Origin of the sequence: Bryocella elongata, from assembly GCF_900108185.1 — a bacterium.
In the GTDB taxonomy this organism is placed as follows: Bacteria; Acidobacteriota; Terriglobia; order Terriglobales; family Acidobacteriaceae; genus Granulicella; species Granulicella elongata.
This window is the reverse complement of sequence record NZ_FNVA01000007.1, coordinates 100,942-126,088: the sequence shown is the minus strand read 5'-3', so window position 1 is coordinate 126,088 and position 25,147 is coordinate 100,942. Positions and strand designations below refer to the sequence as shown.

The following is a 25,147-nucleotide window of genomic DNA, read 5'->3' as shown; positions in this document are numbered from 1 at the left end:
GGGGCAAAGCATCTATCGAAGGGCCTTGATGTTGATCCCAGAGATCCCCAGCGACAGCCAATTCAGGTCCACGGTGTAGACATCAGCCTGGAGCGCAATTGCCAGAGCCAGGCACGCTCTATCCCCGAGCGAAAGCCCCAGATGCCTGGTCGACTCCCGCAGGGCTCCGGCCGTCCGAGCCTGTCCATTCGTGAACGGGACGATCTCTTCGAGTAGTTCCAGGAGAGCGGATATCTTCTCCATGGCTTCGGAGGGTGACGGTCCTAGGTCGCTAAGTTTACTGAACACTTCTGCAACATTGACGGCGCTCATATAGCCGCCCTGGACAAGATCAAGAGCTCGTTCGTCGATCCGCTCCTCCTTGAGGAGGGCCAGTATGACGGAGGCGTCAAGAACGACCTTATTCACGGTCCGCTTCGGCTCTGCGTTCATCGAGCAACTCCGCCGCCAGGTCGCGATTCAGCGGATTCGCATGCCGAACGGCGGCGCGTGCCTCTCGCAAAAGCGCCAGAGCCTCGTCACGGGTTACGCGGCGCTTGCTGGAGGAATGAGCTCGAGCAGCGTCCAATGCGGCGTCCAGTACGAAACCCTCCAGGGAGCTCCGCTCGCGCTCCGCAGCCTCGCGCAAGAGCATAAGCTGCTCCATGGTCACGTGAAGATCGATCGGATTGACGACACCGGAGGTTCCCGCCATGGATCAATTCTGGGAAGTTGCATGGCCCAAGTCAACAGATTTCACGCATCCGAAGACACTCAAAGCGAGTGACTGGACCTTCGACTTGGCCTCGGCTTGAGTTGCCCCATAGACCATGACGCCCGGAAGCTCGGGCACCTCGGCGATCCAGCGGCCATCGTCTTCGCGTTCCATCTCAATGCTGAAGTCCATGCCACACCTCGCGTGCGTCCACTTTACCGCAACACGGCGATCAACTCTGCACGCGCAATCTTCTTCTGCTCCCCGCTCGCGAAGCTCTTCACCGTTGCGGTCTGGGTTGCGACTTCGTCTTCGCCGAGCAGGATGATGTTGCGGGCCAGCGAGTCGGCGACGTCGAAGCTCTTGCGGAGTTTGAAGGCGCCATCGCCGACTTCAACGGTGAGGCCGGCGGAGCGGAGTTCGTGCGCGAGGGCGAGGGCTGCAGGGTTCTGGGCGATGCCCAGCGGGGCGATGTAGGCGTCGAGCTTCTTCGCTGCCCATGCAGGAACCCAGGTCTCAGAAGCGAGACTGGCTCCAGAAACAAGGGCACCCGATTCCCTGGCCACGCGAGCGTCTTCCTCGGCCTGGGCCTGCAGGGTGAGGATCAGGCGATCTTCGCCGATGGCGAAGCCGATGCCAGGCGCGCGTGGGCCGCCGAGCATCTCGCTCAAGCCGTCGTAGCGCCCGCCGCCCAGCAGGGCGTTCTGCGTGCCCAGGCCGGTGGTCACGGTGAACTCGAAGGTGGTGCGGGTGTAGTAGTCCAGACCGCGCACGAGGCGCGGATTCAGGTTGTACTTCACGCCGCAGGCATCGAGCGCGGCGAGCACCTGCTGGAAGTGCTCGCGCGAGTCTTCGGCGAGGTAGTCGGCTATCTTGGGCAGGCCTTCGATGATGGCCTGGTCGTTCTCGTCCTTGGAGTCGAGCACGCGCAGGGGGTTGGTCTCGGCGCGGCGCTGGTTGTCAGGGCAGAGCTGGTCTTTGACCGGTGCGAGAGCGGCGCGCAGGGCTTCGTTGTAGCGGGCCCGATCTTCGCTGGAGCCTACGGAGTTCAGGTCTAATCTCCAGCCTCGGATCCCGAGTTCGTCCAGGAGGGCGGCGAGCATCTGCAGCACCTCGGCGTCGCGCAGCGCGGACTCCGAGCCCGACGACTGCGGGCCGATGACCTCGGCGCCGATCTGCCAGAACTGCCGGTAGCGGCCCTTCTGCGGACGCTCGCGGCGGAACTGCGGGCCGATGTAGTACAGCTTCTGCAGCTGGCCGGTCTCGCCCAGCTTGTGCTCGATGTACGCGCGGACGACGCCTGCGGTGTTCTCGGGGCGGAGCGAGACCGATTCCGATTTGGCCACATGGCGACCGCTCAAGGCCTCGACCCGAATACCTGCATCTTCATAGGCGGTCAGATCCAGAAGGTCCATCCGCCAATTCGGGACGACTACGCGGTGAAGGGTCCCCTGGTCCTTAAGTTCAGAATTTCTCTTCTTCAGCTCGAAGTCAGGAGTCTTAGGAACCAGAACTCGAAATTCCACGAACGTCAGGTTGCCTTCAATTGTTGCAACCGTCCACGCGATCGGCCTCGCGGTAAGTGTGAAGGTACTTTCAACGTCTAACAAATCTGCGTGGACTCGTCGCCAATCTGACTCAAGCGACCTTAGGTCCTCACGCAACCCGTCTTCCCACGTAAACATCTCCTTGCCGACGATGTCGGTCTCCTCGCCCACAGCGCGGGCGAAGAGGGAGGTATCTTCGAGGATCGGCGTGCGGATCTCGCCGAAGCCGTAGCGGGCGAAGACGCCGCGGGCGGTGGCTTCGACGAAGTTCCAGAGCGGAGTCTGGTCGGGGAGGAGATCGCGGGTGCCGCGGACGGCCTTGAGGGTGGGGCGCTTCTGCGGCGCGCCGGCGTTGGTCGACATACCCTTCCAGTGTATCGGGGAGCCCGTGGGAGGTGTCATCCCGAGCGAAGTCGAGGGATCTGCAGCCTGTTCGCCTGGGCAAGATGCAGGTTTCTCCACTGCGCGGTGCGATGAAGCCGCACCGCTCCGGTCGAAATGACACACCCGAGGGAGCCGTATACGTTGATAGAACCTAGGCCACGTCTGACGAGGAGGAGGAGCTGTTCGACTCGCTCATCTCCTTCGACTGAAGCCTGGTGTCGATGAGGAAGCCGAGCCCAATGGCCAGCGGGACGAGGCCGACGGCGGCGCCGGAGAGCACCTCGCGCTGCTGCAGGATGGCCGAGAGCGCGATGAAGAACGCGACCAGGCCCACGCCGGCGGAGAGCACGACGATGCCGGAGAGCCGGATGTTGGCGCGGCGGCGGACGCGGTCGGCAGTGGGTTTGCCGTGCATGATGGCCAGCTCCTCGGCGGTGGGGGGCGGCGTCACGCCTCGGGCGATGCACTCCAGGCGCTCGCGGCTGCGCATCTCGTTGGCGCGATTGCTGGACCACACGCCCGCGATGACGATGCCGAGAATCATGAGGCAGCCGGCAACGGGAACGATGAACGGACTGTCGAGGCCGGACTCGTGGAAGAGGAAGAGTGCGAGGGAAAGAAGCGGCATGGTGGTTCTCCTGAATTTGGATTTCTCTGGGCTGCCGGGGGTCCCGCCGTTGCAGCCCGAAACTTGATGGACCCTATGACCGGGGAGGGTTGCGAAAGTTTCAGCGCCGCTCGTGAAACTTTTCGATTTCCCCACGGTCTGAGGTGGGGTCATGATGGTTGCGGGACTGGAGACGTAAGTTTGCGGAGAGACCTGACGAGTCCAGAGGGGTTCGAATCGCTGGTGCGCGAGCACCAGGGCATGGTCTTTCGCACGCTCACGCGCATGACCGGCGCAGGCACGCACGTCGAGGACCTGGCGCAGGAGGTCTTCCTGCGGCTCTATCGCGCTCTGCCGGAGTTTCGCGGCGAGGCCATGCTCTCGACCTACCTCTACCGCATCGTCGTCAACGTGGCGCAGGACGAATGGAAGCGCCGCAAGAAGGAGCGCGAGCACATCGCGGAGGTTCCCGCCTTTGTCGAGGACGAGGGCGAGAGCGCAGCATGGCTGGAGAATTTTGCCGGGGATGCCGACGCCAGCGAGCATGCCCGCACCCCGCACGATCGCATGGAGCTGGCCGAGATGGAACGCGCGCTCGAAGCCGAGCTCCAGGCGCTGCCCGAGATGGAGCGAGCTGTGATCGTGCTCTACCACCAGGAAGAGCTGAGCTATGAGGGCATCGCCTCGGCCTTGAGTCTGCCGGTAAACACCGTGCGGACCCACCTGCATCGCGGGCGCAAGCGGCTGGGTGAACGATTGCGAGGAGCCAGGGACGGGCGGCCAGCGTCGGCTCCGGCTGCCGCACCGGAAGCCCTGCCGGTCGTCGATGCACCCAGAAAGAGGCTCTGGCGATGGGCGTGACAGCACAAACGAACGACCGGCCAAACTACCGCACGATAGGATGGAAGTTGCTGAAAGGAGCGAAGGCGATGCAGCAGAACGTACCAGTCGATTTCAAGATGACCGCAAGCGAAGACGCTCTGCTCAATCGCACGCTCGAGCGCAAGCCGCAGATCGCGGTTCCGGAAGGCTTCGCCGCTCGCGTGGCCGCCGCGCTGCCGCCCCAGTCGCCTCGCCGCGCTCCACGCAGCTTTGGCAGCCTTATCTCGCTGGGAGCGGCGATGGTCGTGACGCTGGTGATGTTCGCTCTGGCTCCTGCCGCGCACCCGGTGCTTACCAACTTCGCCTTCGATATGGAGCTGCTGATGCTCGTGCAACTCTGCGCCATCGGATGGTACTACGCTCTCCGCCGCGAGATGTAGCAGCTGCGGTCTGCGAAGATCAATGCAATAAAAAGGCCTGCCGCGATGGCAGGCCTTTCTGCGTTGCTTTCACCTTGGAAGTTACTCGTCAGCGACGCCGGGATCGGGCGTATCCTCGCCCAGCGCGGTCGCGAGCGCATTGAGGTGGTCGGCCTCGTCGCGCAGGATCTCGCGCAGGTCCTCACCGATGGCATAGTGCGACAGCTCCTCGGCCTGCTTCACGCGCCGGCGATAGTTGCGGATCGTCTCGCTCTCGTTCTCCAGGTCGAAGCGCAGCATGTCCTCGGCCTTCTCGCTGGTCTTCACGGCCTTGGGCTTCACACAGGGCATACCGCCGAGGTAGTCGATCCAGAAGCTGAGCTTCAGCGCATGCGAAAGCTCTTCCTCGGCGTGCTTGGCGAGCTCGGCCGCGATGTTCATGTACTGCGCGCCCTTCAGCACCTGCGAGTAGTTCACATAGGCGATGACGGCCTGGTATTCGCGGGCCAGGTCTTCGTTGAGCAGATCGATGAACGCTTCCTTGGTGATGGAGCTCTTCTGGGTCGACATGAAATACATCCTCTTTTTCTCCCGCGGGGAGGCGGGTCGAACGCTGCAGCCACGGCATGAACCAGGCTTATAAGCGGTAGGATGCACGCGACGGGGATGAGGTCTCCCGGAAAATGAGCGTAGAGCTACTGGTGGATTCCCTGCGAATATCCATTGGATTCCTTATGGATCGCTTAGGGATCGCTTGTGAATCGCGAAAGGAAAACGCGTGCAGGCGCTACTGCTGGGCCTGCGTCGCGACGTCGTTTGCGAGCTCCAGCACCAGGTCGCACTCCTTGTCGTTGTGGCAGCTCAACACGCCGCGCCGGATGAGGTGCCCATGGCTTGCAGGCGGTACGCCAAGCCCGAGATCGAACCCCTTCACGGCATCGAGCTCGGCATCGCGATCCGCCACGGAGCCCGCATCGCTGCCACTCTTCGACGAGTCCTCGATGAACCGCACCGAGTTCGTTCCCTGCGCGGTGAGATCCAGCTCCACCTCCGACCAGAACGCTCCACCCTTCTTCGCACGAGGCACCTTGTACGTCCGCTGCTGCTGCAGCGTCGTGGCGAGATCGCGGGCGTCGTTGCTCGCCGCCGGATGCACACCGGCGGACTTCAGCGCTGCGATCCGCTGCTTGATGGTGTCCGCGAGCTTCTCGCCGCCATCCGCCTTCGCCGTCGTCGCAAGCTGGTAGACCGCAAGCGCCTGAGGCTCGTGCTTCGTCTTCTCCAGCACCTGGCCAAGGTGCATACCGGGCTCCTGCGCGAGGCCGTTGCGCCACGCCGCGCTGATCCACGGCAGGGCCTCGTCATATTTGCCGTCCTGGTAGAGGATCCAGCCGTAGGTGTCCCAGGTGTTGATCAGCAGCTCGGAGCGGAAGAGCATCGCGCGGCCGGTCTCGCCGGTAGCGCTGGCTTCGTCCAGCAGGTCCAGCGCCTTCAGAGCGGCCTTCTCTGCCAGTGGAATGTCGAAGGAGTGGTTGGCGAGCTCATACGCTGCGTTGTTCAGCTGGATCGGGTCGCGGACCTCGTTGATGATCGACTCCAGCAGGGGACGAGCCTCGGCCTGACCTCCATCCTGCATCAGGTCGGAGCCCAGCTCGAGCTTGATGGGGACGCTCGTGGGGTTCTTCTCCAGCGCGGAGCGGAGAACCACCTCCGCGCCCTTGAGATCTTCCTTGGTCTTCAGCATCGATGCCAGGAACAGCGCTGCGCTCTCATCGCCCGGGTTGCGATCGAGGAACTTGCGCATCGTGTCGATGGCGCCATCGTTGTCCTTGCGCTGGAACTGCGCGGTCGCGAGCATCCGATAGGCGAGGCCTTCATCGGGGTGGTACTCAATCTCTTTCCTGAGATCCTCGGTGGCCTTCGTGGGCGCTCCATAGGCGAGCTCCACCGCGGCGTAAGTGCTCCAGAGCCGCGCCTGGTGCTCGTTCAGCGACTTCGCCGAGTCGAGCTTCTTGCGTGCCGCTTCGAGGTCCTTCTGCGAGATCAGCTCGGACGCTTCCTGAATCAGCAAACCCGCGCTCTCGTTGTTCACCGTGGTGTGCCCGGTCGCGCGATCGAGCTGGATGTACAGCTCACCGTCGAGGCTCGCATCCTTGAACCACTGGTGATAGGTCTTCCACTCTGTCGCGGGAAGGTGGTCGGTCAGAATCTCCACCCGGCGATCCACGATCAGCGTGCCGTGATCGAGCTTGTAGGTCTTGTCCAGCGTGGCGAAGCTGGCATGCGCGTGGATGGGCAGCGGCAGCTCCGCGGTCCAGCCCGGAGGAAGCTTCATCTCCGAGTGGGCGATCTGCACATTGGGCGAGCCAAGCTCGATCGGTGTCACGGGCGGATCCTTCTCGTCGACGTCCCCGATCCCCGCAGGAGGAATCTGCGGCACAATGCGCAGGTTCTCCCAGTCGCCGCTCTTCTCCCGCGTGTAGCTGTAGGCGATGTGCAGCGGTGTACTGAGGTCGTCCGGACGGCTGAACTCCGCATCCGCCACCTTGCCCTGGAAGCCCAGCGACTCGCTGATCTTCTGCATCAGGTCGTCCCACTGCGCGGGCGATACCGAGCGCGCGGCCTGGCGGAAGAGGATCTCCGCATCGCTGTGCAGGTCGAGGGTGATCTTGGAGTGCGCGGTGCCCTGCTCATCCAGCGTGCCGATGGAGACGAAGTGGTCCTCGAGCGCATACGGCGCCTTCGCGGGCGTGGTCTCGAGGTGTGCGTCCCCGGTGGCCGGAATCACCAACGCCTGCTTCCCGCGGAGCTGCGGCATCAGCAGGCGGAAGGAAGCCACCTCGGCGGTCGCATCCAGCCAGTTCTCCTTGCCGTCGATGTGCGCCACCGTGATGACATGGTTGAACCAGCCCGGCGAAGGTACATCCGGGCTGATGGCCTCGCCCGCGCCGATGAGCGCTGCATCCGCTTGAATGCCGACGGCCGACAGCATCGCGGCCAGCAGCGTGTGCTTGTCCTTGCAGTCGCCGTACTGGTTCCGCAACACATCACCGGACTCATGCGGCTGATAGCGCCCGATGCCAAACGCCACACCGATGTACCGCACCTGCGGGCCGACGAAGCCATATACCGCGCGGGCCTTCTCCTCGGGAGTCGTCTTGCCGGCGATGAGCTGCTGCACCTTCGCCGTAACGTCGTCATCGGGTTCGACGCGAGCAGCCTGCAGCTTGCGATACCAGGCGCCCACCTCCGCCCAGGAGTGGAAGGTCGTCCACGCGATGGCCGGCAGCCGCGGCTGATCGTTGGTCCCGAGGTCAGGCAGGTTGTCGAGCTTCAGCAGCGTCGCCTTGTCGTTGCCCACGATGGGCGTGAGCTGCGAGCTATGCCACGTCCAGGTCTTCTGGCCGTTCGCCGTCGCGATCTCCGGCGTGCGTCCCGGACTCCAGACCTGCACATACTTGGCCGCGGGAGCGCGGAGGATCACATTCTCGGACAGCGTCACCACGCCGCTCGACGGGATCATCAGGTTCTCGCTCTGCCAGAACTGCCCCGGAGCTTCGGCGCGGGTCCGCACGAAGCGGATGTGGTACTCCAGCGTGTCGCCGGGCCGGATGCTCCGCACCGGAATCTGCTCATCCTTGAGGTCGGAGTAGAAGGGAGCTTCGCGCGTCACGGGCGCAGGCTGCTCCTGCACGTCTGTCGCCGGCGTATTCACGACCGTGCCATCAGCGTGGCGCACCCGGACGTAGTCGATCTCGACGTGCTCCGAGCCCGAGGCAAACGGAAAACTGAGGACACTCAGATCTTTGACGCCGGCCTGCGTCTGCACATGCACGATGCCCAGCAACTCGCGCACCCCCGTGCCATCGTCGTTGTAGGTATACGTCCGGTCAACGCGCTCGAAGTAGCTCGACTCATTGCGGTAATCGGCGACGGCAGACGCGGCAGCCTGCCCGTGCATCCTTCCGGCGATGCCGGTGAGCGCAAGCAGGAGAGACAGGACGGAAAGCGGGCGTGCGGGGAACGAGCTCTGCATGAGGTATCTGGGCCTGACTATGGAATGCTGCTGGGGGTGCTGTTGGAGGAAAGATACACCTTCAGGTAGTCGAGGTAGTTGTTGCCGTAGGTTCGGATCAGCGCGATGTCCTCCTCGGTGATGGCGCGGCGCACCTTGCCGGGCACGCCTGCCACCAGCGAACGGGGAGGAATCACCGTGCGCTCCGGGATGACCGCCCCGGCCGCGATGATGGACTGAGTACCGATGTGCGCCCCGTTCAGCACCACGGAGTTGATGCCGATGAGCACCTCATCCTCCAGCACGCAGCCGTGCACCGTGGCATTGTGCCCGATGGTGCACATCTCCCCCACGGTGACCGAGTAGAGATAGCGCTGCCCGTGAAGCACCGCGCAGTCCTGCACATTGGACCGCGCCCCAACCCGGATGGAGTTCACATCGCCCCGGATGACGGCGTTCATCCAGACGCTGGCGTGCTCGCCCAGCACCACGTCGCCGATAACCTGCGCGCTGGGGTCAACATAGGCGGAAGCCGGGACGGAGGGCAGGATGTTGTTGAAGGGACGGAGCATGAAAGACAGGGTACAGGGATTAGGGCTCAGGGCTCAGGGCCCAGGGTCCAGGGTCCAGGAAAGCCTTCCGCGGAACACACACGCCGTCTGGGCCCTAAACCCTGGGCCCTGGACCCTCGCCTTTCCCTGCTCACGTTTTCCACCACCCCCGCGTCTACCAGAACAGGTACGTACCCTGACTTCCGGAGTCAGCAACAAATGAACGCTTCCGATGCGATCGTCCTCCCCGGCGACGTAGGCCGGCGCCGCAGTCCCTTTGCTCTCGGTTTGGAGGAGACGTTGACGCAATCGTCTACCCTGTTGGCGGTAGAATCGCCCTCAGTGCCCAGAGCCGTAGCCCAACCCGGCGCCCGCGCCCGGCTAACCGCCGAGCAGATGGAAGTGCGCCAGCAGCAGCGGGCTGAGGATGACGAACTCATCCGCCAGGCCCAGAAGGGCGACCGCGCCGCCTTCGACACGCTGGTGCGCCGCTACGACCGCAGCGTACTTCGACTCGCGCTGCATATGCTCGGCAACGAGCAGGACGCGCAGGACGTGCACCAGGACGCCTTCATCAAGGCGTACCGGCATCTTTCGAACTTCCGGTTCGAGTGCTCGTTTTACACGTGGCTCTACCGGATCGTCACTAACCTCTGCCTGGACCAGCTTCGCCGCCGCAAGAGCCGCCGCGAAGATCCCTCCACGGCCACCGACGCTGCAGGCGAAGAGATGGACCTGCTGGCCAACATCACCGACGGGCGCGCCGGAGCGAATCCAGCCCGCGAGCTCGAACGCAAGACCATGCACACCGCGATCCAGAGCGCGCTCGATGAGCTCACCCCCCGGGAGCGCACGGTCTTCGAACTCAAGCATTACCAGGGCCTCAAGCTTCGTACGATTGGCGAGATGCTCTCGACGACTGAGGAAACGGCCAAGAATACGCTCTTCCGCGCCACCAGAAAGCTGCGAGCCAAACTCGCGGAGGTGCGGTAGCGCAGCATCGGCAACACCCCGCTCAGAGTGCCGACGACAAATGATCGGCGCCGGGCAGCAGCAACAAGGCAGCACCCACTTCGGATAGGCCACTGAGGTACGCACCATGAACTGTGAGACTTCGCAACAGACGATGATCCTCGCGCACTACGGAGAGCTGCCGGACGAGATGCAGCTCCCGCTGGAGCAACACCTGAACGGGTGCGCGGATTGCCGGCGCGAATGGAACGCGCTGATCGCCCTGAATGAAGAGCTGGCCACGCTGCCGGTCGTCGAACCTTCGCCCAACCTGCTGGCAGCCTCGCGCATGCGGTTGGACGAAGCCCTCGACGCCATCCCGCCGCGCTCCGCCGGACAACGATTTCTGGGCCACGCCTTCCGTTGGCTCGGCTTCCTGCAGGGCGCTCCCGCACTCGCGACGCTGCTGCTCGGCGTCGGCTTCCTCAGCGGCAACATCCTGAACCGCTACCAGGTCGCCCACGCGCCCAGGCTCCCGTCGACCGTCGTTCTCAACGGCGGCACCGGCCCCATCGCCAGCGTCTCCGGCATCGTGCAGACCCCCAACTCCGAGGTGGTGCAGGTCAACTACAACCGCCTCGTCCCCGAGAGCGTTCAGGGCTCGCTCGACGATCCCCAGATCCGCCACCTGCTGATGCTCGGCACCACGCTGGCAAGCTCCGGTGAGGTCCATGCAAACTCCGTGGACCTGCTCGCGAAGGAATGCATCGCCGGCCATGACTGCGAGAGCAGCGGGCAGCCCGACGGTATCCGCGGCACCCTGATCACCTCGCTGCGCAGCGACAGGAACTCCGCCGTACGCCTCAAGGCGCTCACCGGCCTGCAGCCGTATGTGGCCGACGACGAGAACGTGCGCGACGCCGTGCTCGATGCTGTGCTCCGCGACCACAACCCCGACGTCCGCGCCCAGGCCATCAGCATGCTGACTCCCGTTCACGCCGACACCAGCGTTCGCGAGGTCCTCCGCTCCGTCTCGACACGCGATGTGAACCCCGCCGTCCGTAACGCCAGCTTCCAGGTCCTGCAGGGGGCGTCAGATATTCAGTAGGCTTGTGACCGTGCTCGCTCATCGCGATATTCTTCGGCCCGGCGTCCCCCGCGCGGCGCTCCACCGCTGCGCGCAGACGGTATGCCTGTATGCGTGCATGGCTACGGCTTTATTTCCCGGTGCGAGCTCCAGTGCCTTCGGCCTCGCAGCGCATACCGGCCACACCCAGCCGCAGCACACCTCCGGCTACCTCGGCATCGAGTTCCACGACCTCTCCGACGCCGAAGCCACTGCCCTGCACGAAAAAGGCACCCGCGGCATCTTGATCGTCGCCGTTGACCACGACGGCCCAGCCGGCAAATCCGGTCTGCGGCCGCAGGACGTCATCGTCTCCGTCAACGGCCAGAACTCCGCCAGCGCCGATATGCTGCGTCGCATGATCCATGACGCCGGCGCGGGCTTCAACATGGCGCTCTCGCTGGTCCGCCAGGGCCGGGACGTCCACGTCAACACCGTCCTCGCCGATCGCAGCCAGATTGAGAAGGACGTCATCGCGCACATCGGCGTCAACAACCAGCCTGCCATCTCGACCAACTCCGCCTCGGACCCCGTCGACGCGGAAGAGGCGCGGGCCGACTTCGCCGATCCAGCTCCACCGCCTCCGACGAAGGCGATGCGCGGGCAGACCTTCCTGGGCACAGTGCTCCACACCGGCCCGTTCACCGGCCTGGAGCTCGAAGTGATGACGCCACAGCTCGCCGGGTTCTTCGGCGTCGCGGACGGCAACGGCCTGCTGATCCAGAGCGTCGCGCCCAACAGCCCGGCCGCCGAGGCAGGACTCAAGGCCGGAGACGTGCTCCTGAAGGCCGACGGCGTAGGGCTGCGCACCACGAACCTGTGGAGCAAGCACTTGCGCACCGCCAAGGGCCGCCCCGTGGTCGTCACCCTGCTGCGCGAGCGCCACGAGCAGCAGATCACCCTCACGCTGGAGGCGAAGAAACACTCCATGCTGGAGTGGCCGCACGCCTTCAAGGGCGACGAGTAAGACCTACACCGGCAACGACCTTATCCCTCCAAACCTGAAGACCTCGCACCTCTACAGCTTTCGCTGTCGAGGAACGAGGTCATTTTGGTCACCGAAATTAGACCTTGAGGGAACCAGCGAGGTCTACTTCGTGTTCCCGACCGGCTTGCCTTCCTGCACGTAGTTCTTGTTCCACGAAGGAATCTCGACCAGGTACGTGCCGGGCTTTTCGATGACAGCCTGGCAGCCGAGGCGCGAGTTGAGCTGCAGCCCCGGCGCGAGGTCGAGACGGTCCAGCTCCTTCTCCTCCGCTTCCGAGAGGCTGCTGCCGCCCTCCTTCACGAAGAGGTGGCAGGTCGTGCAGGCGCAGACGCCGCCACACGCGTGGTCGAGGAAGATGCCGTAGTTTTCGGCGACATCCAGCAGGCTCATCGGCTCGCCGTGGCCGTCGTACGGCAGCGAGCCAAACGGGAACTCAACGGTCTTGCCTTCAGGCTGGAAGGTCACACGGACCATGTTCTCCGCGGGTGGCTTGGAGAGATCGACTTCGGGGAGCGGGTTGGACGCGTGATCGGACATACAGCTTCTATCTTACTTCGCCGCACGTTTCCCCGCCGTCAAAGCGCGCCCGGCAGATAAGCCATCCTTATGACGCATCATCATGTCCGCACTTGGAGTCTGCTCTGATACGGGCAGAGGGATTAGCCTGCTCGATGAGCCCCGCAATACCGGCGAAACGCCATCGAACCACCGAAACGACCAAGACCAGAGGACCTCCTGATGAAACGAAGCCTTCTCACACTCGCCCTCGCTGGCGTCGTCGCGCTCCTCGCGGCGCAGGCGATCAGGCCCTCGCTGGGCACGCCCGCGGGACCCCAGGCCGAGATCGCCGCTCCCCCTGAGGTGCGAGCCATCCTCGAGCGTCGCTGCTACGCCTGCCACTCCGACACCCCGAAGCTCGAATGGTATGACCAGATCGCGCCGCCCTACTGGATCGTCGCCAAGGACGTCCGCAACGCCCGGGCGCATCTGAACTTCTCGGAAATCGGCGCCAGGCCCGCCGGCGCACAGCGCGCCACGCTCTTCGAGGCCGTCAACATGATCCAGCTTGGCGCCATGCCGCTGCCCAGCTACCTCGCCGTGCATCGCGACGCAGGTGTGACCCCGGCGGAGCTGGCGACACTGAAGGCGTACCTTGCACCGTTCACACCCTCCACATCGCCTACCCCGGCAACGCCCCCACCGGCGAGTTCCACCGCGACGGAGCGGCCCGCAGGCCCGTCACTCAACGGCGTCCCCTTCCCCGCTGACTACAAGAGCTGGAAGATCGTCAGCACCACCGACCGCGGCGACAACCACACCCTGCGCCTCATCACCGGCAACGACATCGCAGTGAAGGCCATCGAGGCCGGAAACATCAGCCCCTGGCCCAACGGCGCGGCCATCGCCAAGATCGCCGTCCAGGCCGTCGACGATGGCAAGGGACACATCACGGCGGGCAACTTCATCCAGGTCGAGTTCATGGAGAAGGATGCCGAAAAGTACAAGTCCACGCAGGGCTGGGGCTACGCACGCTTCCGCGGCAACGACCTGAAGCCCTACGGCGCAGACGCGCACTTCGACCAGGAATGCACCGGCTGCCACGCTCCCATGCACGACCACGACTACGTCTACAGCATGCCGCTGCCGCGCGGCGGAGGTGCCCAGTGAAGCTCGCCTCGACCCTTACCTTTGCTGCAACCCTCGCCCTGGGCCTGCTCAACGGCTGCACCCGGCATCAGCCACCCGCGACGAGCGACCTGATCAACACCGACGCCACGCTGCACGGCCAGCTGCCCTATCCCATCCTGTCGTGGACGCCCCTGGTGGTCACGGTCGATCGCACCATGGGAACGACGTCAACGCTCTTCACCGACGGCACCTCGCGCGCTCTCGTGACGTGGTCGCAGCGTGAGGATCCGCACTGGTTCGGCGCGCGTATTCCCGGCGCACCGCAACGCGTCGAGCTGGTGGACCCCACCAATGGTACCCATCAGTACCGCGTCTTCTCCGGCTCGCCCCTCACAGAACAAACCGTCAGCGGAGATCCGACCGAACGCATCGTCGCTATCGCCGCCATGCAGCAGATCGAACTCCCCTAGGCCGGCGCGGTGAATCAACCGAAGACCTTAGTCTTCGGTTGATTCACCCGGCGTCTCTGGATCGGCTTCGGTCTTCTCGATCGCGTCCGGCGTGTGGCCTTCGTCGATCTCGGCCTTGCGGAACGGATGCGGAGCGCTGGGGGCGTTGCCCTTCGCTGCGATATCCTCGCCTGCCGCCGCCATCGTCTTGCCGCTCAGCGCTCCGCTCACGGCGGTATCCATCATGATCTCGGCGAAGCGGCGCGTCTTCTGATCCAACGTCTCGATCGCCTTGCGGATGATGCGATAGTCGCCACCGGCCAGTGACGCCTTGAGCTCAGTGACCGCGGCATGAATTGCCTCATGCTCATCGCTTGTCAGCATCTGCCATGCCTGCGACTTCGCACCCTTCTCCACGGCCTCGAGGATGGTGTTTCCCTCGTTCTGCGCTTCGATGACCTGGCGCGCGGTGAGGTCCTCTTCGGCGTAGTCGAAGCTCTCGAGGATCATCGTCTCGACCTGCTCGTCTGTGAGTCCGTAGGTGGGCTTGACCTCGACCTGCGACTCCATGCCGCTGCGCTGCTCGCGCGCGCTCACATGCAGAATGCCGTTCGCATCGATGAGAAACTTGACCTCGATGCGCGGCAGACCCGCCATCATCGGTGGAATGCCCTTCAGATCGAACCGCGCCAGCGACCGGCAATCCTTCGCCAGCTCGCGCTCGCCCTGCAGCACGTGGATCGCAACGTTGGTCTGCCCATCGACACCGGTGGTGAAGTGCTCCGTAGCGCTCGCAGGAATCGTCGAGTTGCGCTGAATGATGCGGCTCATCACGCCGCCCAGCGCTTCGATGCCCAGCGACAACGGCGTCACATCCAGCAGCAGCAGATCGTTGGTCGCGGCGTTCTCTTCGCCGGAGAGGATCTGCGCCTGCACCGCGGCGCCCAGTGCGACGACCTCGTCAGGATTGAGTTCGGTGTGCAGCTTGCGGCCACGGGCTTCGAGGTCGAAGATCTTCGAGACCAGCGTGCGCACGGCAGGGATGCGCGTCGAGCCGCCGACCATCACCACTTCATCGATCTGCTCCGGCTTCAACCCGGCATCGCGAAGCGCCTGCCGAACCGGCGCAGCCGTGCGCTCCAGGATCGGAGCGACCAGCTGCTCGAACTGCTCGCGGGTGATCTCGCGAAGGTAGTGCTTGCCTTCGCCGAGGTCAAGCTGTAGTCGCGTGGAGTCGCCAGAGCTTAGCGCAATCTTCGCGTCGATAACGGCCTTGCGCAGCGACTGCACCAGCTCGGGGTGCGTCGTGACGTCCACGCCGAGATCGCCGCGAATGTCGTCGATCGCAACGGCAGTCAACAGGTTGTCGATGTCATCACCGCCAAGATGCGTATCGCCGCCGGTCGCAATGACCTCGAAGATGCCCTCGTGCAGCTTGAGGATGGAGATATCGAAGGTGCCGCCGCCAAAGTCATACACGGCGATCACGCCATCCTTGTTCTGGTCGAGGCCATAGGCCAGCGCCGCGGCCGTCGGCTCATTCACCAGCCGCAGCACCTCAAGCCCGGCGATGCGGCCCGCATCCTTCGTGGCCTGTCGCTGCGCATCGTTGAAGTACGCGGGCACCGTGATCACAGCCTTGGTCACCGGTGCGCCGAAGAAGCGCTCGGCGTTGCGCTTCAACTGCAGCAGCACATAAGCCGAGATCTCCGGCGCAGTCAGCGTGAGGCCGCCGACGTTGAGCTTCAGCACCTCACCGGGCTTCAAGCCTTCGGCGAGATGGAACGGAAACAGCTTCAGTTCCGGCTCGATGTCCGCGAGGTCGCGGCCCATCAGCCGCTTCACCGAATACACCGCGTTCGAGGAGTTCGTGAGCAGCACGCCACGCGCCGCATTGCCCACGCTGAAGCCATCCTTCGTCTCCTGGTCGAAGGCCACGACCGAAGGCACGATGGGCGAGCCATCTTCGCCCGGAATGACGGTGGGCGTCGAGCCCTGCATGTAGGCGATGAGCGAGTTGGTGGTGCCAAGGTCGATGCCCACCACGGGGCCGGCCGACTGGCCTGAGATCTGTACGAGTTCTGCCAAGCTGATTCCTCTCGAGGGGGCTCCGCGCGTGCTGCGCTGCGAACGGCCCATCTCCTATTCTCCGTCAACGGACGCCCCTGATGGTACCAAGGGCCTGTTGAATGGATGCGCCACGAGAGGATGCGGCTTCGGTCCTGCACTCAAACAGTGCGTCGCGAAGCCTGCCACCATCGGCTTAGCACCAGCACCCCGGTATACAACAACATGACCGCCCAAAGCTCGAGGAGGAAACGGTAAAAGGAATCCGTCCTCGCCTCGCCCGGAATGAGGCTCTGGCCGGCAAGGACGAAGCCCCCATCCGGCAGAGAACGCCCCGCCAACGCCACGCGCACGCCGTGCTCCGGTTGCCAGGTCACCTTGTACATCCCACGCGCGCGGATCGTCGCGAAGATGCCCTTCGGCGGCTGCGGCAGCGCGCCCTCAAACTCCGCGTTCGCGGCCCAGACCTTTCCTGAGGCATCGTACAGCGCCAGGAAACTGCTCGAACTGGACAGCCACTCCGGCGAAGAGATTTCGTGGCGAGGCCAGCCAAGCCGCGCCGCAGCGCTGTCGGGTTGCGCCGCCACCTGGGCCGTCAACGCCTCGGGAGCCTGGTCCGCGCCGCGCCTCAGCCTCTGCTGCCCAAACAGCGCCACACCCAGCAGGAGAAAGCTGAAGAACATCACAAACCCTGCCAGCATCACCGGACGCACAGGCGTCGCACGCAGGTTCTCACGGAAAACCGACATGGCTGTGTCTCCCATCAGCACGACAGCAAATCGAAGCGGTCTCTTTGCTGCCGCGTACTCGCGGCTGGCGGTGTCCAGCATCTCCGCGCCATAACGCTCGCGAAATGCCTCCGGATACAGTTCGAGCGAAGCGGCATAAACCCGCATCAACACTGGCTGCCTCTTCATGCCCGCACCCCTATCGGCTTGATTCCCTTGCGCCGCGCCCTCGCCAGGTTGGCCTGCATGCGCGCAGCCTCCGCATCGAGCGCGTCACGGCCCGCACCGGTCAGCCGGTAATAGCGGCGGCGCTCGTCGTCCGTAAGTCCCGTCTCCTCGATCAAACACGCAGCCAGCAGGCGGTCCAGCGATCCGTAGAGCGTTCCAGGCCCCATCGGCGCATGATCGCGAACCTCCTGCATGATCCCGTAGCCATGCTTCTCTCCATCCGCCAGCGCGAGCAGGATGGAGAAGACGGCAGGGCTGAGCGGAGACGGTCCCGAAGCAAGAGTCTTTCCCATGCCGTCGAACATATATCCGTCACGGATATATCGTCAAGAGGAATATTGGCGCCGCTCCAGGCTTGCTTTCTTACGGAACGAAGACCAGCCGCGTTGTGCCATCCTTCTCGCCCCAGCGCTCGGTCACCTCGGCCAGCGGCACAGCCTTGTAGCTGAACTCAAACTTCTGCGTCGCGGCGAGCTGAAAGAAACCACCAATGGCCTCGGCGATGCCGTTCATCGACCCCGAACCGAAGCCCGAGCCCAGCAGCTCAATGTTGGTGCTGCGCAACGTGTGTGCCGGCAACGCAATGGTCTCGCCCGCGAGGTTACCGATCTGCACGAAGCGCACGCGGCCGCCCGGCTTCACCACGCCCTTGGCTCCCAGAGCGTTCAGCGCAGCCTCCGCCGGCGAACCCCACAGGTAGTCCAGTACCACGTCAACACCGTTGGCCAGCATCGCGTCACGCAGCGAAGCGACCAGCGCCTCCGTCGGCTGATCGAGCGAGACCACCTCATCCGCGCCGAGCGATTTCAGCTTCGCCAGCGCCTCGGGATTGCGCCCCGTCGCGATAACCTTGCCCGCACCGCGATGCTTCGCGATCTGCACCGCGAGCTGGCCGCTGGTGCCGGTCGCGCCGAGGATCAGGACGCTCTGTCCCGCCACAAATCCTGCACGATCCAGCGCGAACCAGGAGCTCATCGCGGGGTTCGCAATCGCTGCGGCCATCGCGTCGTCGATCGACTCAGGCAAAGGAATCACCACCGCCGGGGTGATCACGGTCTGCTCGCACATCGTCCCATAGGGAAAGCGCGCGCCGCCAAAGTAATTCCGCGAGCCATCGGGGAAGATGCCCACGCCGTCCACACCCGGGATGAACGGGAACTTGCCCGTGCTCATGTAATGCTTGCCCGCGGCGATGGAGCGCACGATCTGGTGCAGCCCGGCGGCGCGGACCTGGACCAGCACCTCGCCCTCGGCAGGAATGGGGTTATCGAAGGTGGTGTACTGCGGCGGCTGGCTATAGCTGGTGACGACGGCGGCGTTCATAGGCTTTTGATGTACCTCCCTGTTGTGTGGATGCGGGTTCCCGGAGGATCATGGTCGCATGAGCGCCTCCGTCAACGGATCAACCATTATCCCTGCCATTCGCTACGTCGATTGCAACGCCGCCATCGAGTGGCTCTGCACCGTGCTCGGCATGACCCGCAGGGCCGTCTATCCCGGCCCCGGCGACACCGTGGCCCACGGCGAACTGACCTACGGCGGCGGCATGGTGATGCTCGGCTCGGCCAGCAATGGCGGCGCATCGGCGGGCCGCTGGATCAGCCCGAAGGACGCAGGCGGACGCGAGACCTCGCACGTCTGCCTGATCATGACCGACGACCATTGTCGCGCGGCGTATGAGCGCGCGAAGGCCGCGAACGCGCCCATCGTGCAGGAGCTCACATCGCCGTCGCACGGTGGCCTCTCCTTCGGCTGCGAAGACCCCGAAGGCCACACGTGGTGGGTGGGCAGCTACGATCCATGGGCACATCCAGCGCAGGAAGACCTGCAAAGCTAAGATCAGAATCAGGAGAACCCATGGCAAAGATTCCCTATCTCGATGTGCTCGGCAGCGACGATCCGCTCGAAACAATTCGTTCCACCCCAGCCCGGCTCGCGAAGGTCTACGACGCGCTCACACCCGAGCAGCTCGAGGCCCGCTCTGCGCCCGGAAAGTGGAACCTCCGCGAGGTCATGGCGCACCTGGCCGACTGCGAGGTCGCCTGGGCGTGGCGCCTCCGCTTTGCCTATGGCGCGGAGAGCCCCGTCATTCAGCCCTTCGACCAGGACTCCTGGGCAAAGCCCTACAGCGCCTACACGCTGGCCGAGGCCCGGGCAACGCTCGCCGCCCTGCGTGCCTGGAATGTAGCTCTGGTAGGCGCGCTGACAGACGCCGACAAGGCCAAGATCTACACGCATCCCGAGCGCGGCGAAGAGCCGCTGTGGACCATCGTGCAGATTATGGCCGGGCACGACCTGCATCACCTCAAGGTACTGGAAGCGCTTTAGCCGCTGAGGGAAGCTGTCAGCGCAGCAGCCCGCGCTGCTGCAGGGCCCCTCGCGTCCACGCATCGCGTCGCGCCACCCAGCTCTCCTGCGTGTTGGCGACAGCAAAGGCGTGCGCCGCTGTCGCCATGGCCTTCAGGCGCGGACGATCCGCATCCAGCTCTGCAAGCCTCGCCGCGGCCTGATCAACATCCGGCCACGCAGTGCAGCTTCCAGCTCCGCTGGCGGCGAGCTCGCGATAATACTCCGTGTCGAACGCCAGGAACGGCACTCCAACGGCCATCGCATCAATCGCATTGCGCGGCGTGTCTGGCGTCAGCGGCATCCCCAGCAACAGATGGTGTTTCGCTACAGCAGCGAAGAGCTCCGGACCATACGGTATCGGTTCATGCCACAGCACGTGCTCGACGATCTCGAGCTCAGCGGCCAGCGCCATGAGTTCTCCGCGCTGCGGTCCGGAACCGTAGAGGTGCAGCTCCGCATCAACACCTCGAGCCCGGGTCGCCGCCAGCGTGCGCAGCATCTCGGCGATGCCCTTTCGCTCCACGAAGCGGCCGAAGTAGACCAGCTCCAGCGGGCGAGTGCGGTCGTCGTGTGACGCAACCTTCGCCGCCAGCGCATCCCCCGGCAGCAGGTACTCCGCCGAGTGCGCCGCGTCGAGGAAGCTGTGCACGTTCGTTCGCCCCTTCGCGTACTCAGCGGCAAAACGCTGTCCCTTGAGCAGCACCACCGAACACAGCGAGACAGCCAGCCGCAGCTGCATCAACAGGAAGCGCTGAAAGACGCTCGGCTTCGCGCACGCCGAGCCGTCCATCCGACCCTCGCCGCGAAAGTCGATATCGACCACGAAAATCGTGACCCGCCCGCGCGCCCAGCCCATCAGCCACGCAGCAAACTCCGTGGGATGCCTGATCGCGAACGAAAGTCCCGTATGCACCACGGCGGCCTGCGCCGAGGCCGCGCGCAACGTGTTGAGCGTCTTCCCGAATGATCCCGACGCAGACTCGAGCGTGATGACCTCAATGCCGGTGGCCGCTGCATCATGCGTCGCCAGCGAACTGCCTGCCTGTTCATACGCGACGGCGCTCATCGGGCGCATCGCCACCACGAGCCGCAGCCCCAGCGCGGCGGCGCGGTCGCGCAGCAGCAACAGGTGCTCGGCAAAGGCGCTCTCCAGCGCCACATGGTTCGCGTCCAGCCGGTAGTGCTCGACGGGAAGAACCATCAGGTACGTGCGGCCAGACATGCCCTGAACCTAAGTTCCCGGGCCGTGGGAGTCAATCGAACGAACGAGTCAGGGCGATATCGTTCGCGATCCAACTCAATGCTTCGCCCCAGCGGCCTCAGCCGTCTGCTTCGCCAGCGCCGCGTCGAACGTCTTCTCAGCATTGGTGACAAACGCCTGATACCCCACGGGATCGACGAAGACCTCCGGGCCTTCCTTCGGATAGCGCTTCAGCTTCGTCTCCAGGTCGAAGTACTTGCCATGCTCGCCGAGAAACACATCGCACGGCAGAGCGTGCAGCACCGCGAAGGTGTGCTCGAAGTCCTTCGCGATGCCGGGGTAGCTCTCCGGTACACCGGGCCGCGCGACGAAGTGGTACTCGCTCCAGAAGCTGGCCCCGCCCGCGATGACGACGTTGCGCAGCAGGCCCGCTGGCTCACCCGGAAGGTGAGCGCGCATGGTCCAGGTCGTGCAGCCGCGCGTGTGGCCCGGTGTCTTGTGCGCCACCAGCGTCACGCCGCCCAGCGTCACCTTGCTGCCGTCATGCAGCACGCGGTCCACATGCGCGGGAGGGAACCTTGTGTCGAAGTGCCAGTTCGCCTGGAAGCCCTTCGCCCCGCCGGCTTCCGTCGTCTCCACATCGCCATCCATCACCATGTTCTTCGCATGCGTTTCGAGGATCACCGCCGCCGCGCCGCCCATGTGATCGGAATGCGCCTGGCCATTGAGCAGGATCTTCGTATCCGCCCACTTGAAGCCGAGCTTCTCCACACTCGCGCGAATCTGCGGCGGCGAGCTTTCGAGATTTGCATTGATGAGGATGTTGCCCTTCGGCGTGACGACCAGGAAACTCGCCAGGTCCTGCGAGCCGACGTAGTACAGGTTGTCCGTGATGCGAAAGGGAGTGACCTGCGTCGTCCAGGTGGGGTCGATATCGGCACGAACAGCCGGAACGCAAAGGCAGGCGAGGACAAACGACAGCAGAAAGGACAGGCGGCGCATACATGATGGGTATCGCATGCCCCGCCTGTGTAGAGCTGTGAGGAACCGAAGAAGTTACTCTCCGCGCCTCCAGTTACGGCTTCGGCGCAAGGAACTGAGCCTCACCGCGACCGAAGCTCCAGTCTGCCGATTCGTTCTCGCTGAGCACGATCATCACGTCGTCCGGTGCAATCCCCGCGCGTTCGCCGAAGAGCTTCGTCAGCTCCGCGTAGAACGCTTGCTTCAACTCCGGCGTGCGCCCGCGCCTCAGCGTCACATGAACCAGCGTGTACCCTTCGGTACGGTTCACGCCCATAAAGTCCGGGCCGATGAACAACTCGCCCTCACCATGTGCGGTGACGACGATGAAGCGGTCGCCTTCGGGAATGCCGAAGGCCGTGCGCATGGCGTCGTAAGCAGCGTCGGCAAGGATGCGGCGCTTCGCAGCGTCCACGTGCTGATGGACAGAGATTCGTACGAGTGGCATCAATAGCTCCTGTTAGTTGTCCAGCGCTGCGGCCCTAATCTAACGCCGCGTTCACGTCGCGCACCAGGTTGCGGATGTAACTCCTGCGATTCAGCAACGCGACCATCGCGTCCTTCGCGGAGGTCCTTCCCGCGTCATCCTTGGCGTCGACGGCGGCGTCCCACTTCGTCCACAGCTCCTGCAGATCCTCGTTCGTGGCTTCGAGCATCGCGGAGAACTTCGTCCGCTCGCCTTCAAGCAGCTGGCGGGCATCGGGATCGTCGCCCATCTTCAGCTCTTCGAGCGCCATGTTCAGCTCGAAGGCCTCCTCCAGCAGGTCCGGCGGCGCGACCTGCTTCTTCTCCGTGCCTGCGGCCTTCGCCGCGTCGGTGGCCGCGCGCGACTGCTCTTCGAGCTGAACACCTTCGAGCCCCAGCAGATACTCCGTCCGCGCAATAGGATCGCGCAGCGTGCGGTAGGCATCGTTCAGGCGCGAGCTCGCGGCCAGCGCCGCCTCCTGCTCAGCTGCAGGCTTCGCCGCGAAGCGATCCGGATGCAGCTTCCGCGACTGCGCGTAGAAGCTCTTCTCCAGCGCTGCCGTATCAATGTGCATGTGAAGCGGCAGTTCAAACTGCGTGAAGTAGTTGTTGTGTCCGTCGTGGCTCATATTCGATTCGATCGTCCCCGACCCATTCTAGTTGCGACGGATTTCGTTACGATGCACCGGGCCGCGGCCCTTGGCCCTTGCTACACTTCCGCCATGCGACTCAACAAGCTTCTTCCTGCGGCCCTGCTGCCGCTGTGCGCGCTGGCCGCGCTGGCGCAGGCTCCTGCCGCGGCAACACCAGCAAAGCACGGCATGACGGTCGACGACATGCAGAAGATTCAGCGGGTGGGCGCGCCGGCGCTCTCGCCCGATGGAGCCTGGATCGCCTACACCGTCTCGCACGTCGACGTGGGCGACGATAAGTCCATCAACAACCTCTGGATGGTCAGCTGGGACGGCACGCAGCACGTGCAGCTGACCTACGGCAAGGACGGCGCGGGCTCGCCGCAGTGGAGCCCCGACGGCAAGTTCCTCGCCTTCACCAGCGGGCGCGAGGGAGACGCCAAGGGATCGCAGGTGTGGGTGCTGGACCGCCGTGGCGGCGAGGCGCACCAGATCACCGACGTAAAGATGGATCTCAGCGGCTACAAGTGGTCGCCCGATTCGAAGACCCTGCTGCTGACGCTGACCGAGAAGGACGAGCCCGACGCAGGCCCGGGAGCCAAGCCCAAGGCGCCCAAACCCATCGTCATGACGCGCTTCCACTTCAAGGAAGACGTCGAAGGCTACCTGACCGACAAGCAGCCGCACCTCTACCTCTTCGACATCGCGACGAAGAAGCTCTCCAAGCTCACGGATGCCCCCGCGTCCGGCGCGAAGGCCTACGAGGAGGAGTCAGGCACCTTCAGCCCTGACGGGACGAAGGTGGCGTTCGTCAGCAACCAGACGCAGCCCGATCCCGACCGGTTCGCTAACCCGGACATCTTCGTCGTCGATGCCAAACCGGGCTCGCACCCGAAGCAGCTCACCACCTTCACCGGCCGCGACAGCGGGCCGCTGGTGTGGACGCCGGACTCGAAGTCCATCGTCTTCCACGAGGGTGTGAGCCCGCACTACTCCATCTATGACCTCTCGCAGCTGGCGATGGTCCCCGCAGCCGGCGGCCCGGTGCAGCTGCTCGCACCCAAGTACGACCACTGGACCGGCGGCGGGGTGATGAGCCCCAAGGGCGACGCCGTGTTGGCCGCCGTGCAGGAAGACCGCCAGGTCTTCGTCGCGAGCTTTCCGCTGGATGGCTCGGGTCCGGGAGCTGGTAAAGTCCAGCGCATCACCGAAGGCTCCGGCGAGGCCAACGGCCTGAACGCCGAGGGCGGCCACGTCGCCCTCACCTGGACCTCCGACACCGCCGCGGGTGAGATCTACGCGCTGGAGGATGGCAAACTCCGCCCATTGACGCACCACAACGATGCTCTGCTGGCCACGCTCAACCTCGCCACCGTGACCGACTTCTCCGCGAAGACCAAAGACGGCAACGAAGTCCACGGCCTCTTCACCTTGCCGCTGGGCTACGTCGCGGGGACGAAGGTTCCGATGATCCTGCGCATCCACGGCGGGCCCACCTCGCAGGACGGCCACGGCTTCAACAGCGACACGCAGCTCTTCGCCGCGCACGGCTACGCTGTGCTGAACGTGAACTACCGCGGCAGCACCGGCCGAGGCGAGGCCTACAGCTTCGCGATCAACAACGACTGGGGCAACAAGGAGGTCACCGACCTGCTGGCCATGACCGACGCCGCGGTCGCGACCGGCAAGATCGACGCCAACCTGCTCGGCGTGGGTGGGTGGAGCTACGGCGGCATCCTCACCGACTACACCATCGCCTCCACCACACGCTTCAAGGCGGCCAGCTCCGGCGCGGGCATGGGCAATCTGCTCGGCTTCTACGGCATCGACGAGTACATCCTGCAGTACGAAAACGAGATCGGGCCGCCGTGGAAGGCGCTCGACCAGTACGTGAAGATGTCGTACCCGTTCCTGCACGCCGACCGCATCAAGACGCCAACGCTGTTCATGGGCGGCGACAAAGACTTCAATGTGCCGGTGCAGGGCGGCGAGCAGATGTACCAGGCGCTCAAGAGCGTCGGCACGACCGCCGAGCTGATCGTCTACCCCGGCCAGTTCCACGGCTTCACCCGCCCCAGCTACATCCGCGACCGCTACGACCACTGGTTCGAGTGGTACGACCTCTACGTCCGCGGCATCCAGCCGAAGCCAAAGCCCGACCCCAAGGCGACGCCGAAGAACGACGGCGAGCCCGAAGCCAAGCCCGCGACAGACGACACCAAGCCAGCGACCAAGCCGGACGACCAATAAGCCGGAGCGTCGCACCTGAGCGCGC

General features: G+C 64.5%; 27 protein-coding genes. 10 read left to right on the top strand and 17 right to left on the bottom strand.

What is annotated here, in order from left to right; genetic code table 11:
- Positions 1-12: 12 nt before the first annotated feature.
- The 5 genes from C4S68_RS18610 to C4S68_RS18585 form a co-directional block, all read right to left on the bottom strand.
- Entirely contained in the window at positions 13-432 is a 420-nt protein-coding gene (locus C4S68_RS18610) for a type II toxin-antitoxin system VapC family toxin (protein ID WP_103934618.1), read from the bottom strand.
- Positions 401-694 (bottom strand): type II toxin -antitoxin system TacA 1-like antitoxin, encoded by a 294-nt coding sequence (locus C4S68_RS18605; protein WP_103934617.1) that lies wholly within the window; start codon positions 692-694, stop codon positions 401-403. Before C4S68_RS18605 ends, C4S68_RS18610 begins: the two co-directional genes overlap by 32 nt.
- Before the next feature lie 3 nt (positions 695-697).
- Positions 698-886, bottom strand: a complete 189-nt coding sequence (locus C4S68_RS18600; RefSeq protein WP_103934616.1) for a type II toxin-antitoxin system HicB family antitoxin — start codon at positions 884-886, stop codon at positions 698-700.
- Between the two features lie 23 nt (positions 887-909).
- Positions 910-2,604, bottom strand: coding sequence for a histidine--tRNA ligase (hisS, locus tag C4S68_RS18595; RefSeq protein ID WP_235011703.1), 1,695 nt, complete (start codon positions 2,602-2,604; stop codon positions 910-912).
- Between the two features lie 172 nt (positions 2,605-2,776).
- Positions 2,777-3,253: a DUF6249 domain-containing protein gene (locus C4S68_RS18585; RefSeq protein ID WP_103934615.1), complete on the bottom strand. Its 477-nt coding sequence runs from the start codon at positions 3,251-3,253 to the stop codon at positions 2,777-2,779.
- A 180-nt stretch (positions 3,254-3,433) separates the two neighbouring features.
- Between C4S68_RS18585 and C4S68_RS18580 the strand changes: the two genes are divergently transcribed.
- Positions 3,434-4,093, top strand: a complete 660-nt coding sequence (locus C4S68_RS18580; protein WP_103934614.1) for an RNA polymerase sigma factor — start codon at positions 3,434-3,436, stop codon at positions 4,091-4,093.
- 68 nt (positions 4,094-4,161) lie between these two features.
- Positions 4,162-4,494 carry a hypothetical protein gene (locus C4S68_RS18575; RefSeq protein ID WP_146072222.1) on the top strand — a complete coding sequence of 111 codons (333 nt, stop codon included), beginning with the start codon at positions 4,162-4,164 and terminating at the stop codon, positions 4,492-4,494.
- Positions 4,495-4,575: 81 nt separating this feature from the next.
- Here the strand turns inward: C4S68_RS18575 and C4S68_RS18570 are convergent, their stop codons facing one another.
- The 3 genes from C4S68_RS18570 to C4S68_RS18560 all read right to left on the bottom strand — a co-directional run bounded on the left by C4S68_RS18570 (position 4,576) and on the right by C4S68_RS18560 (position 9,060).
- Complete coding sequence (locus tag C4S68_RS18570) at positions 4,576-5,043, bottom strand: ferritin-like domain-containing protein (RefSeq protein ID WP_103934612.1); 468 nt, start codon at positions 5,041-5,043, stop codon at positions 4,576-4,578.
- 217 nt (positions 5,044-5,260) lie between these two features.
- A complete protein-coding gene (locus C4S68_RS18565) occupies positions 5,261-8,509 on the bottom strand; it encodes a DUF3857 domain-containing protein (RefSeq protein WP_103934611.1) in 3,249 nt (1,082 codons plus the stop codon).
- Between the two features lie 17 nt (positions 8,510-8,526).
- Positions 8,527-9,060: a gamma carbonic anhydrase family protein gene (locus tag C4S68_RS18560; RefSeq protein WP_103934610.1), complete on the bottom strand. Its 534-nt coding sequence runs from the start codon at positions 9,058-9,060 to the stop codon at positions 8,527-8,529.
- Between the two features lie 198 nt (positions 9,061-9,258).
- On the opposite strand from C4S68_RS18560, the gene C4S68_RS18555 reads away from it, so the two are divergent.
- The 3 genes from C4S68_RS18555 to C4S68_RS18545 all read left to right on the top strand — a co-directional run bounded on the left by C4S68_RS18555 (position 9,259) and on the right by C4S68_RS18545 (position 12,083).
- Positions 9,259-10,032 (top strand): RNA polymerase sigma factor, encoded by a 774-nt coding sequence (locus C4S68_RS18555; protein ID WP_103934609.1) that lies wholly within the window; start codon positions 9,259-9,261, stop codon positions 10,030-10,032.
- Positions 10,033-10,138: 106 nt separating this feature from the next.
- On the top strand, positions 10,139-11,098 hold the full coding sequence (locus C4S68_RS18550) for a HEAT repeat domain-containing protein (RefSeq protein ID WP_103934608.1): 960 nt from the start codon (positions 10,139-10,141) through the stop codon (positions 11,096-11,098).
- Between the two features lie 97 nt (positions 11,099-11,195).
- Positions 11,196-12,083, top strand: coding sequence for a PDZ domain-containing protein (locus C4S68_RS18545; RefSeq protein WP_103934607.1), 888 nt, complete (start codon positions 11,196-11,198; stop codon positions 12,081-12,083).
- Positions 12,084-12,206: 123 nt separating this feature from the next.
- Here C4S68_RS18545 and C4S68_RS18540 read toward each other — a convergent pair whose 3' ends face one another.
- Complete coding sequence (locus tag C4S68_RS18540) at positions 12,207-12,641, bottom strand: 2Fe-2S iron-sulfur cluster-binding protein (RefSeq protein WP_103934606.1); 435 nt, start codon at positions 12,639-12,641, stop codon at positions 12,207-12,209.
- A gap of 201 nt (positions 12,642-12,842) precedes the next feature.
- On the opposite strand from C4S68_RS18540, the gene C4S68_RS18535 reads away from it, so the two are divergent.
- Positions 12,843-13,772, top strand: coding sequence for a cytochrome P460 family protein (locus C4S68_RS18535; RefSeq protein ID WP_103934605.1), 930 nt, complete (start codon positions 12,843-12,845; stop codon positions 13,770-13,772).
- Positions 13,769-14,203, top strand: coding sequence for a hypothetical protein (locus tag C4S68_RS18530; protein WP_103934604.1), 435 nt, complete (start codon positions 13,769-13,771; stop codon positions 14,201-14,203). The genes C4S68_RS18535 and C4S68_RS18530 overlap by 4 nt, the downstream gene beginning before the upstream one ends.
- Positions 14,204-14,230: 27 nt before the next feature.
- Here C4S68_RS18530 and hscA read toward each other — a convergent pair whose 3' ends face one another.
- From hscA to C4S68_RS18510, 4 genes are all read right to left on the bottom strand, one after another.
- Positions 14,231-16,270, bottom strand: a complete 2,040-nt coding sequence (gene hscA, locus C4S68_RS18525) for a Fe-S protein assembly chaperone HscA (protein ID WP_268807299.1) — start codon at positions 16,268-16,270, stop codon at positions 14,231-14,233.
- Between the two features lie 140 nt (positions 16,271-16,410).
- Positions 16,411-17,166, bottom strand: coding sequence for a hypothetical protein (locus C4S68_RS18520; RefSeq protein ID WP_146072221.1), 756 nt, complete (start codon positions 17,164-17,166; stop codon positions 16,411-16,413).
- Complete coding sequence (locus C4S68_RS18515; RefSeq protein ID WP_103934830.1) at positions 17,163-17,498, bottom strand: PadR family transcriptional regulator; 336 nt, start codon at positions 17,496-17,498, stop codon at positions 17,163-17,165. The genes C4S68_RS18520 and C4S68_RS18515 overlap by 4 nt, the downstream gene beginning before the upstream one ends.
- A gap of 70 nt (positions 17,499-17,568) precedes the next feature.
- Positions 17,569-18,528 carry a quinone oxidoreductase family protein gene (locus C4S68_RS18510; RefSeq protein ID WP_103934601.1) on the bottom strand — a complete coding sequence of 320 codons (960 nt, stop codon included), beginning with the start codon at positions 18,526-18,528 and terminating at the stop codon, positions 17,569-17,571.
- Positions 18,529-18,586: 58 nt separating this feature from the next.
- On the opposite strand from C4S68_RS18510, the gene C4S68_RS18505 reads away from it, so the two are divergent.
- Together C4S68_RS18505 and C4S68_RS18500 are read left to right on the top strand one after the other, a co-directional pair.
- Positions 18,587-19,042, top strand: a complete 456-nt coding sequence (locus C4S68_RS18505) for a VOC family protein (protein WP_103934600.1) — start codon at positions 18,587-18,589, stop codon at positions 19,040-19,042.
- Positions 19,043-19,062: 20 nt separating this feature from the next.
- Positions 19,063-19,533, top strand: coding sequence for a DinB family protein (locus C4S68_RS18500; protein ID WP_160115229.1), 471 nt, complete (start codon positions 19,063-19,065; stop codon positions 19,531-19,533).
- 16 nt (positions 19,534-19,549) lie between these two features.
- On the opposite strand, the gene C4S68_RS18495 is transcribed toward C4S68_RS18500, so the two are convergent.
- The 4 genes from C4S68_RS18495 to hscB all read right to left on the bottom strand — a co-directional run bounded on the left by C4S68_RS18495 (position 19,550) and on the right by hscB (position 22,869).
- Positions 19,550-20,776, bottom strand: coding sequence for a glycosyltransferase (locus tag C4S68_RS18495; protein WP_103934598.1), 1,227 nt, complete (start codon positions 20,774-20,776; stop codon positions 19,550-19,552).
- Positions 20,777-20,851: 75 nt separating this feature from the next.
- Positions 20,852-21,757, bottom strand: a complete 906-nt coding sequence (bla, locus tag C4S68_RS18490; protein WP_103934597.1) for a subclass B3 metallo-beta-lactamase — start codon at positions 21,755-21,757, stop codon at positions 20,852-20,854.
- A gap of 73 nt (positions 21,758-21,830) precedes the next feature.
- Positions 21,831-22,223, bottom strand: coding sequence for a tautomerase family protein (locus C4S68_RS18485; protein WP_103934596.1), 393 nt, complete (start codon positions 22,221-22,223; stop codon positions 21,831-21,833).
- 34 nt (positions 22,224-22,257) lie between these two features.
- Positions 22,258-22,869, bottom strand: a complete 612-nt coding sequence (gene hscB / locus C4S68_RS18480; RefSeq protein WP_103934595.1) for a Fe-S protein assembly co-chaperone HscB — start codon at positions 22,867-22,869, stop codon at positions 22,258-22,260.
- Positions 22,870-22,962: 93 nt separating this feature from the next.
- On the opposite strand from hscB, the gene C4S68_RS18475 reads away from it, so the two are divergent.
- A complete protein-coding gene (locus C4S68_RS18475) occupies positions 22,963-25,122 on the top strand; it encodes a S9 family peptidase (protein WP_235011702.1) in 2,160 nt (719 codons plus the stop codon).
- The last annotated feature ends 25 nt before the right edge of the window (positions 25,123-25,147 follow it).

Excerpts from the sequence above, each read along its gene's own strand:
- C4S68_RS18485 (WP_103934596.1), bottom strand. The coding sequence starts at position 22,223 with ATGCCACTCGTACGAATCTCTGTCCATCAGCACGTGGACGCTGCGAAG.
- C4S68_RS18545 (WP_103934607.1), top strand. The coding sequence starts at position 11,196 with ATGGCTACGGCTTTATTTCCCGGTGCGAGCTCCAGTGCCTTCGGCCTC.
- C4S68_RS18600 (WP_103934616.1), bottom strand. The coding sequence starts at position 886 with ATGGACTTCAGCATTGAGATGGAACGCGAAGACGATGGCCGCTGGATC.
- C4S68_RS18570 (WP_103934612.1), bottom strand. The coding sequence starts at position 5,043 with ATGTCGACCCAGAAGAGCTCCATCACCAAGGAAGCGTTCATCGATCTG.
- C4S68_RS18535 (WP_103934605.1), top strand. The coding sequence starts at position 12,843 with ATGAAACGAAGCCTTCTCACACTCGCCCTCGCTGGCGTCGTCGCGCTC.
- C4S68_RS18540 (WP_103934606.1), bottom strand. The coding sequence starts at position 12,641 with ATGTCCGATCACGCGTCCAACCCGCTCCCCGAAGTCGATCTCTCCAAG.
- C4S68_RS18555 (WP_103934609.1), top strand. The coding sequence starts at position 9,259 with ATGAACGCTTCCGATGCGATCGTCCTCCCCGGCGACGTAGGCCGGCGC.
- C4S68_RS18495 (WP_103934598.1), bottom strand. The coding sequence starts at position 20,776 with ATGTCTGGCCGCACGTACCTGATGGTTCTTCCCGTCGAGCACTACCGG.
- C4S68_RS18610 (WP_103934618.1), bottom strand. The coding sequence starts at position 432 with ATGAACGCAGAGCCGAAGCGGACCGTGAATAAGGTCGTTCTTGACGCC.
- C4S68_RS18515 (WP_103934830.1), bottom strand. The coding sequence starts at position 17,498 with ATGGGAAAGACTCTTGCTTCGGGACCGTCTCCGCTCAGCCCTGCCGTC.
- C4S68_RS18500 (WP_160115229.1), top strand. The coding sequence starts at position 19,063 with ATGGCAAAGATTCCCTATCTCGATGTGCTCGGCAGCGACGATCCGCTC.
- C4S68_RS18585 (WP_103934615.1), bottom strand. The coding sequence starts at position 3,253 with ATGCCGCTTCTTTCCCTCGCACTCTTCCTCTTCCACGAGTCCGGCCTC.
- C4S68_RS18510 (WP_103934601.1), bottom strand. The coding sequence starts at position 18,528 with ATGAACGCCGCCGTCGTCACCAGCTATAGCCAGCCGCCGCAGTACACC.
- C4S68_RS18520 (WP_146072221.1), bottom strand. The coding sequence starts at position 17,166 with ATGAAGAGGCAGCCAGTGTTGATGCGGGTTTATGCCGCTTCGCTCGAA.
- C4S68_RS18505 (WP_103934600.1), top strand. The coding sequence starts at position 18,587 with ATGAGCGCCTCCGTCAACGGATCAACCATTATCCCTGCCATTCGCTAC.
- C4S68_RS18575 (WP_146072222.1), top strand. The coding sequence starts at position 4,162 with ATGCAGCAGAACGTACCAGTCGATTTCAAGATGACCGCAAGCGAAGAC.
- hisS (WP_235011703.1), bottom strand. The coding sequence starts at position 2,604 with ATGTCGACCAACGCCGGCGCGCCGCAGAAGCGCCCCACCCTCAAGGCC.
- bla (WP_103934597.1), bottom strand. The coding sequence starts at position 21,757 with ATGCGCCGCCTGTCCTTTCTGCTGTCGTTTGTCCTCGCCTGCCTTTGC.
- C4S68_RS18565 (WP_103934611.1), bottom strand. The coding sequence starts at position 8,509 with ATGCAGAGCTCGTTCCCCGCACGCCCGCTTTCCGTCCTGTCTCTCCTG.
- C4S68_RS18605 (WP_103934617.1), bottom strand. The coding sequence starts at position 694 with ATGGCGGGAACCTCCGGTGTCGTCAATCCGATCGATCTTCACGTGACC.
- C4S68_RS18560 (WP_103934610.1), bottom strand. The coding sequence starts at position 9,060 with ATGCTCCGTCCCTTCAACAACATCCTGCCCTCCGTCCCGGCTTCCGCC.
- hscB (WP_103934595.1), bottom strand. The coding sequence starts at position 22,869 with ATGAGCCACGACGGACACAACAACTACTTCACGCAGTTTGAACTGCCG.
- C4S68_RS18475 (WP_235011702.1), top strand. The coding sequence starts at position 22,963 with ATGCGACTCAACAAGCTTCTTCCTGCGGCCCTGCTGCCGCTGTGCGCG.
- C4S68_RS18550 (WP_103934608.1), top strand. The coding sequence starts at position 10,139 with ATGAACTGTGAGACTTCGCAACAGACGATGATCCTCGCGCACTACGGA.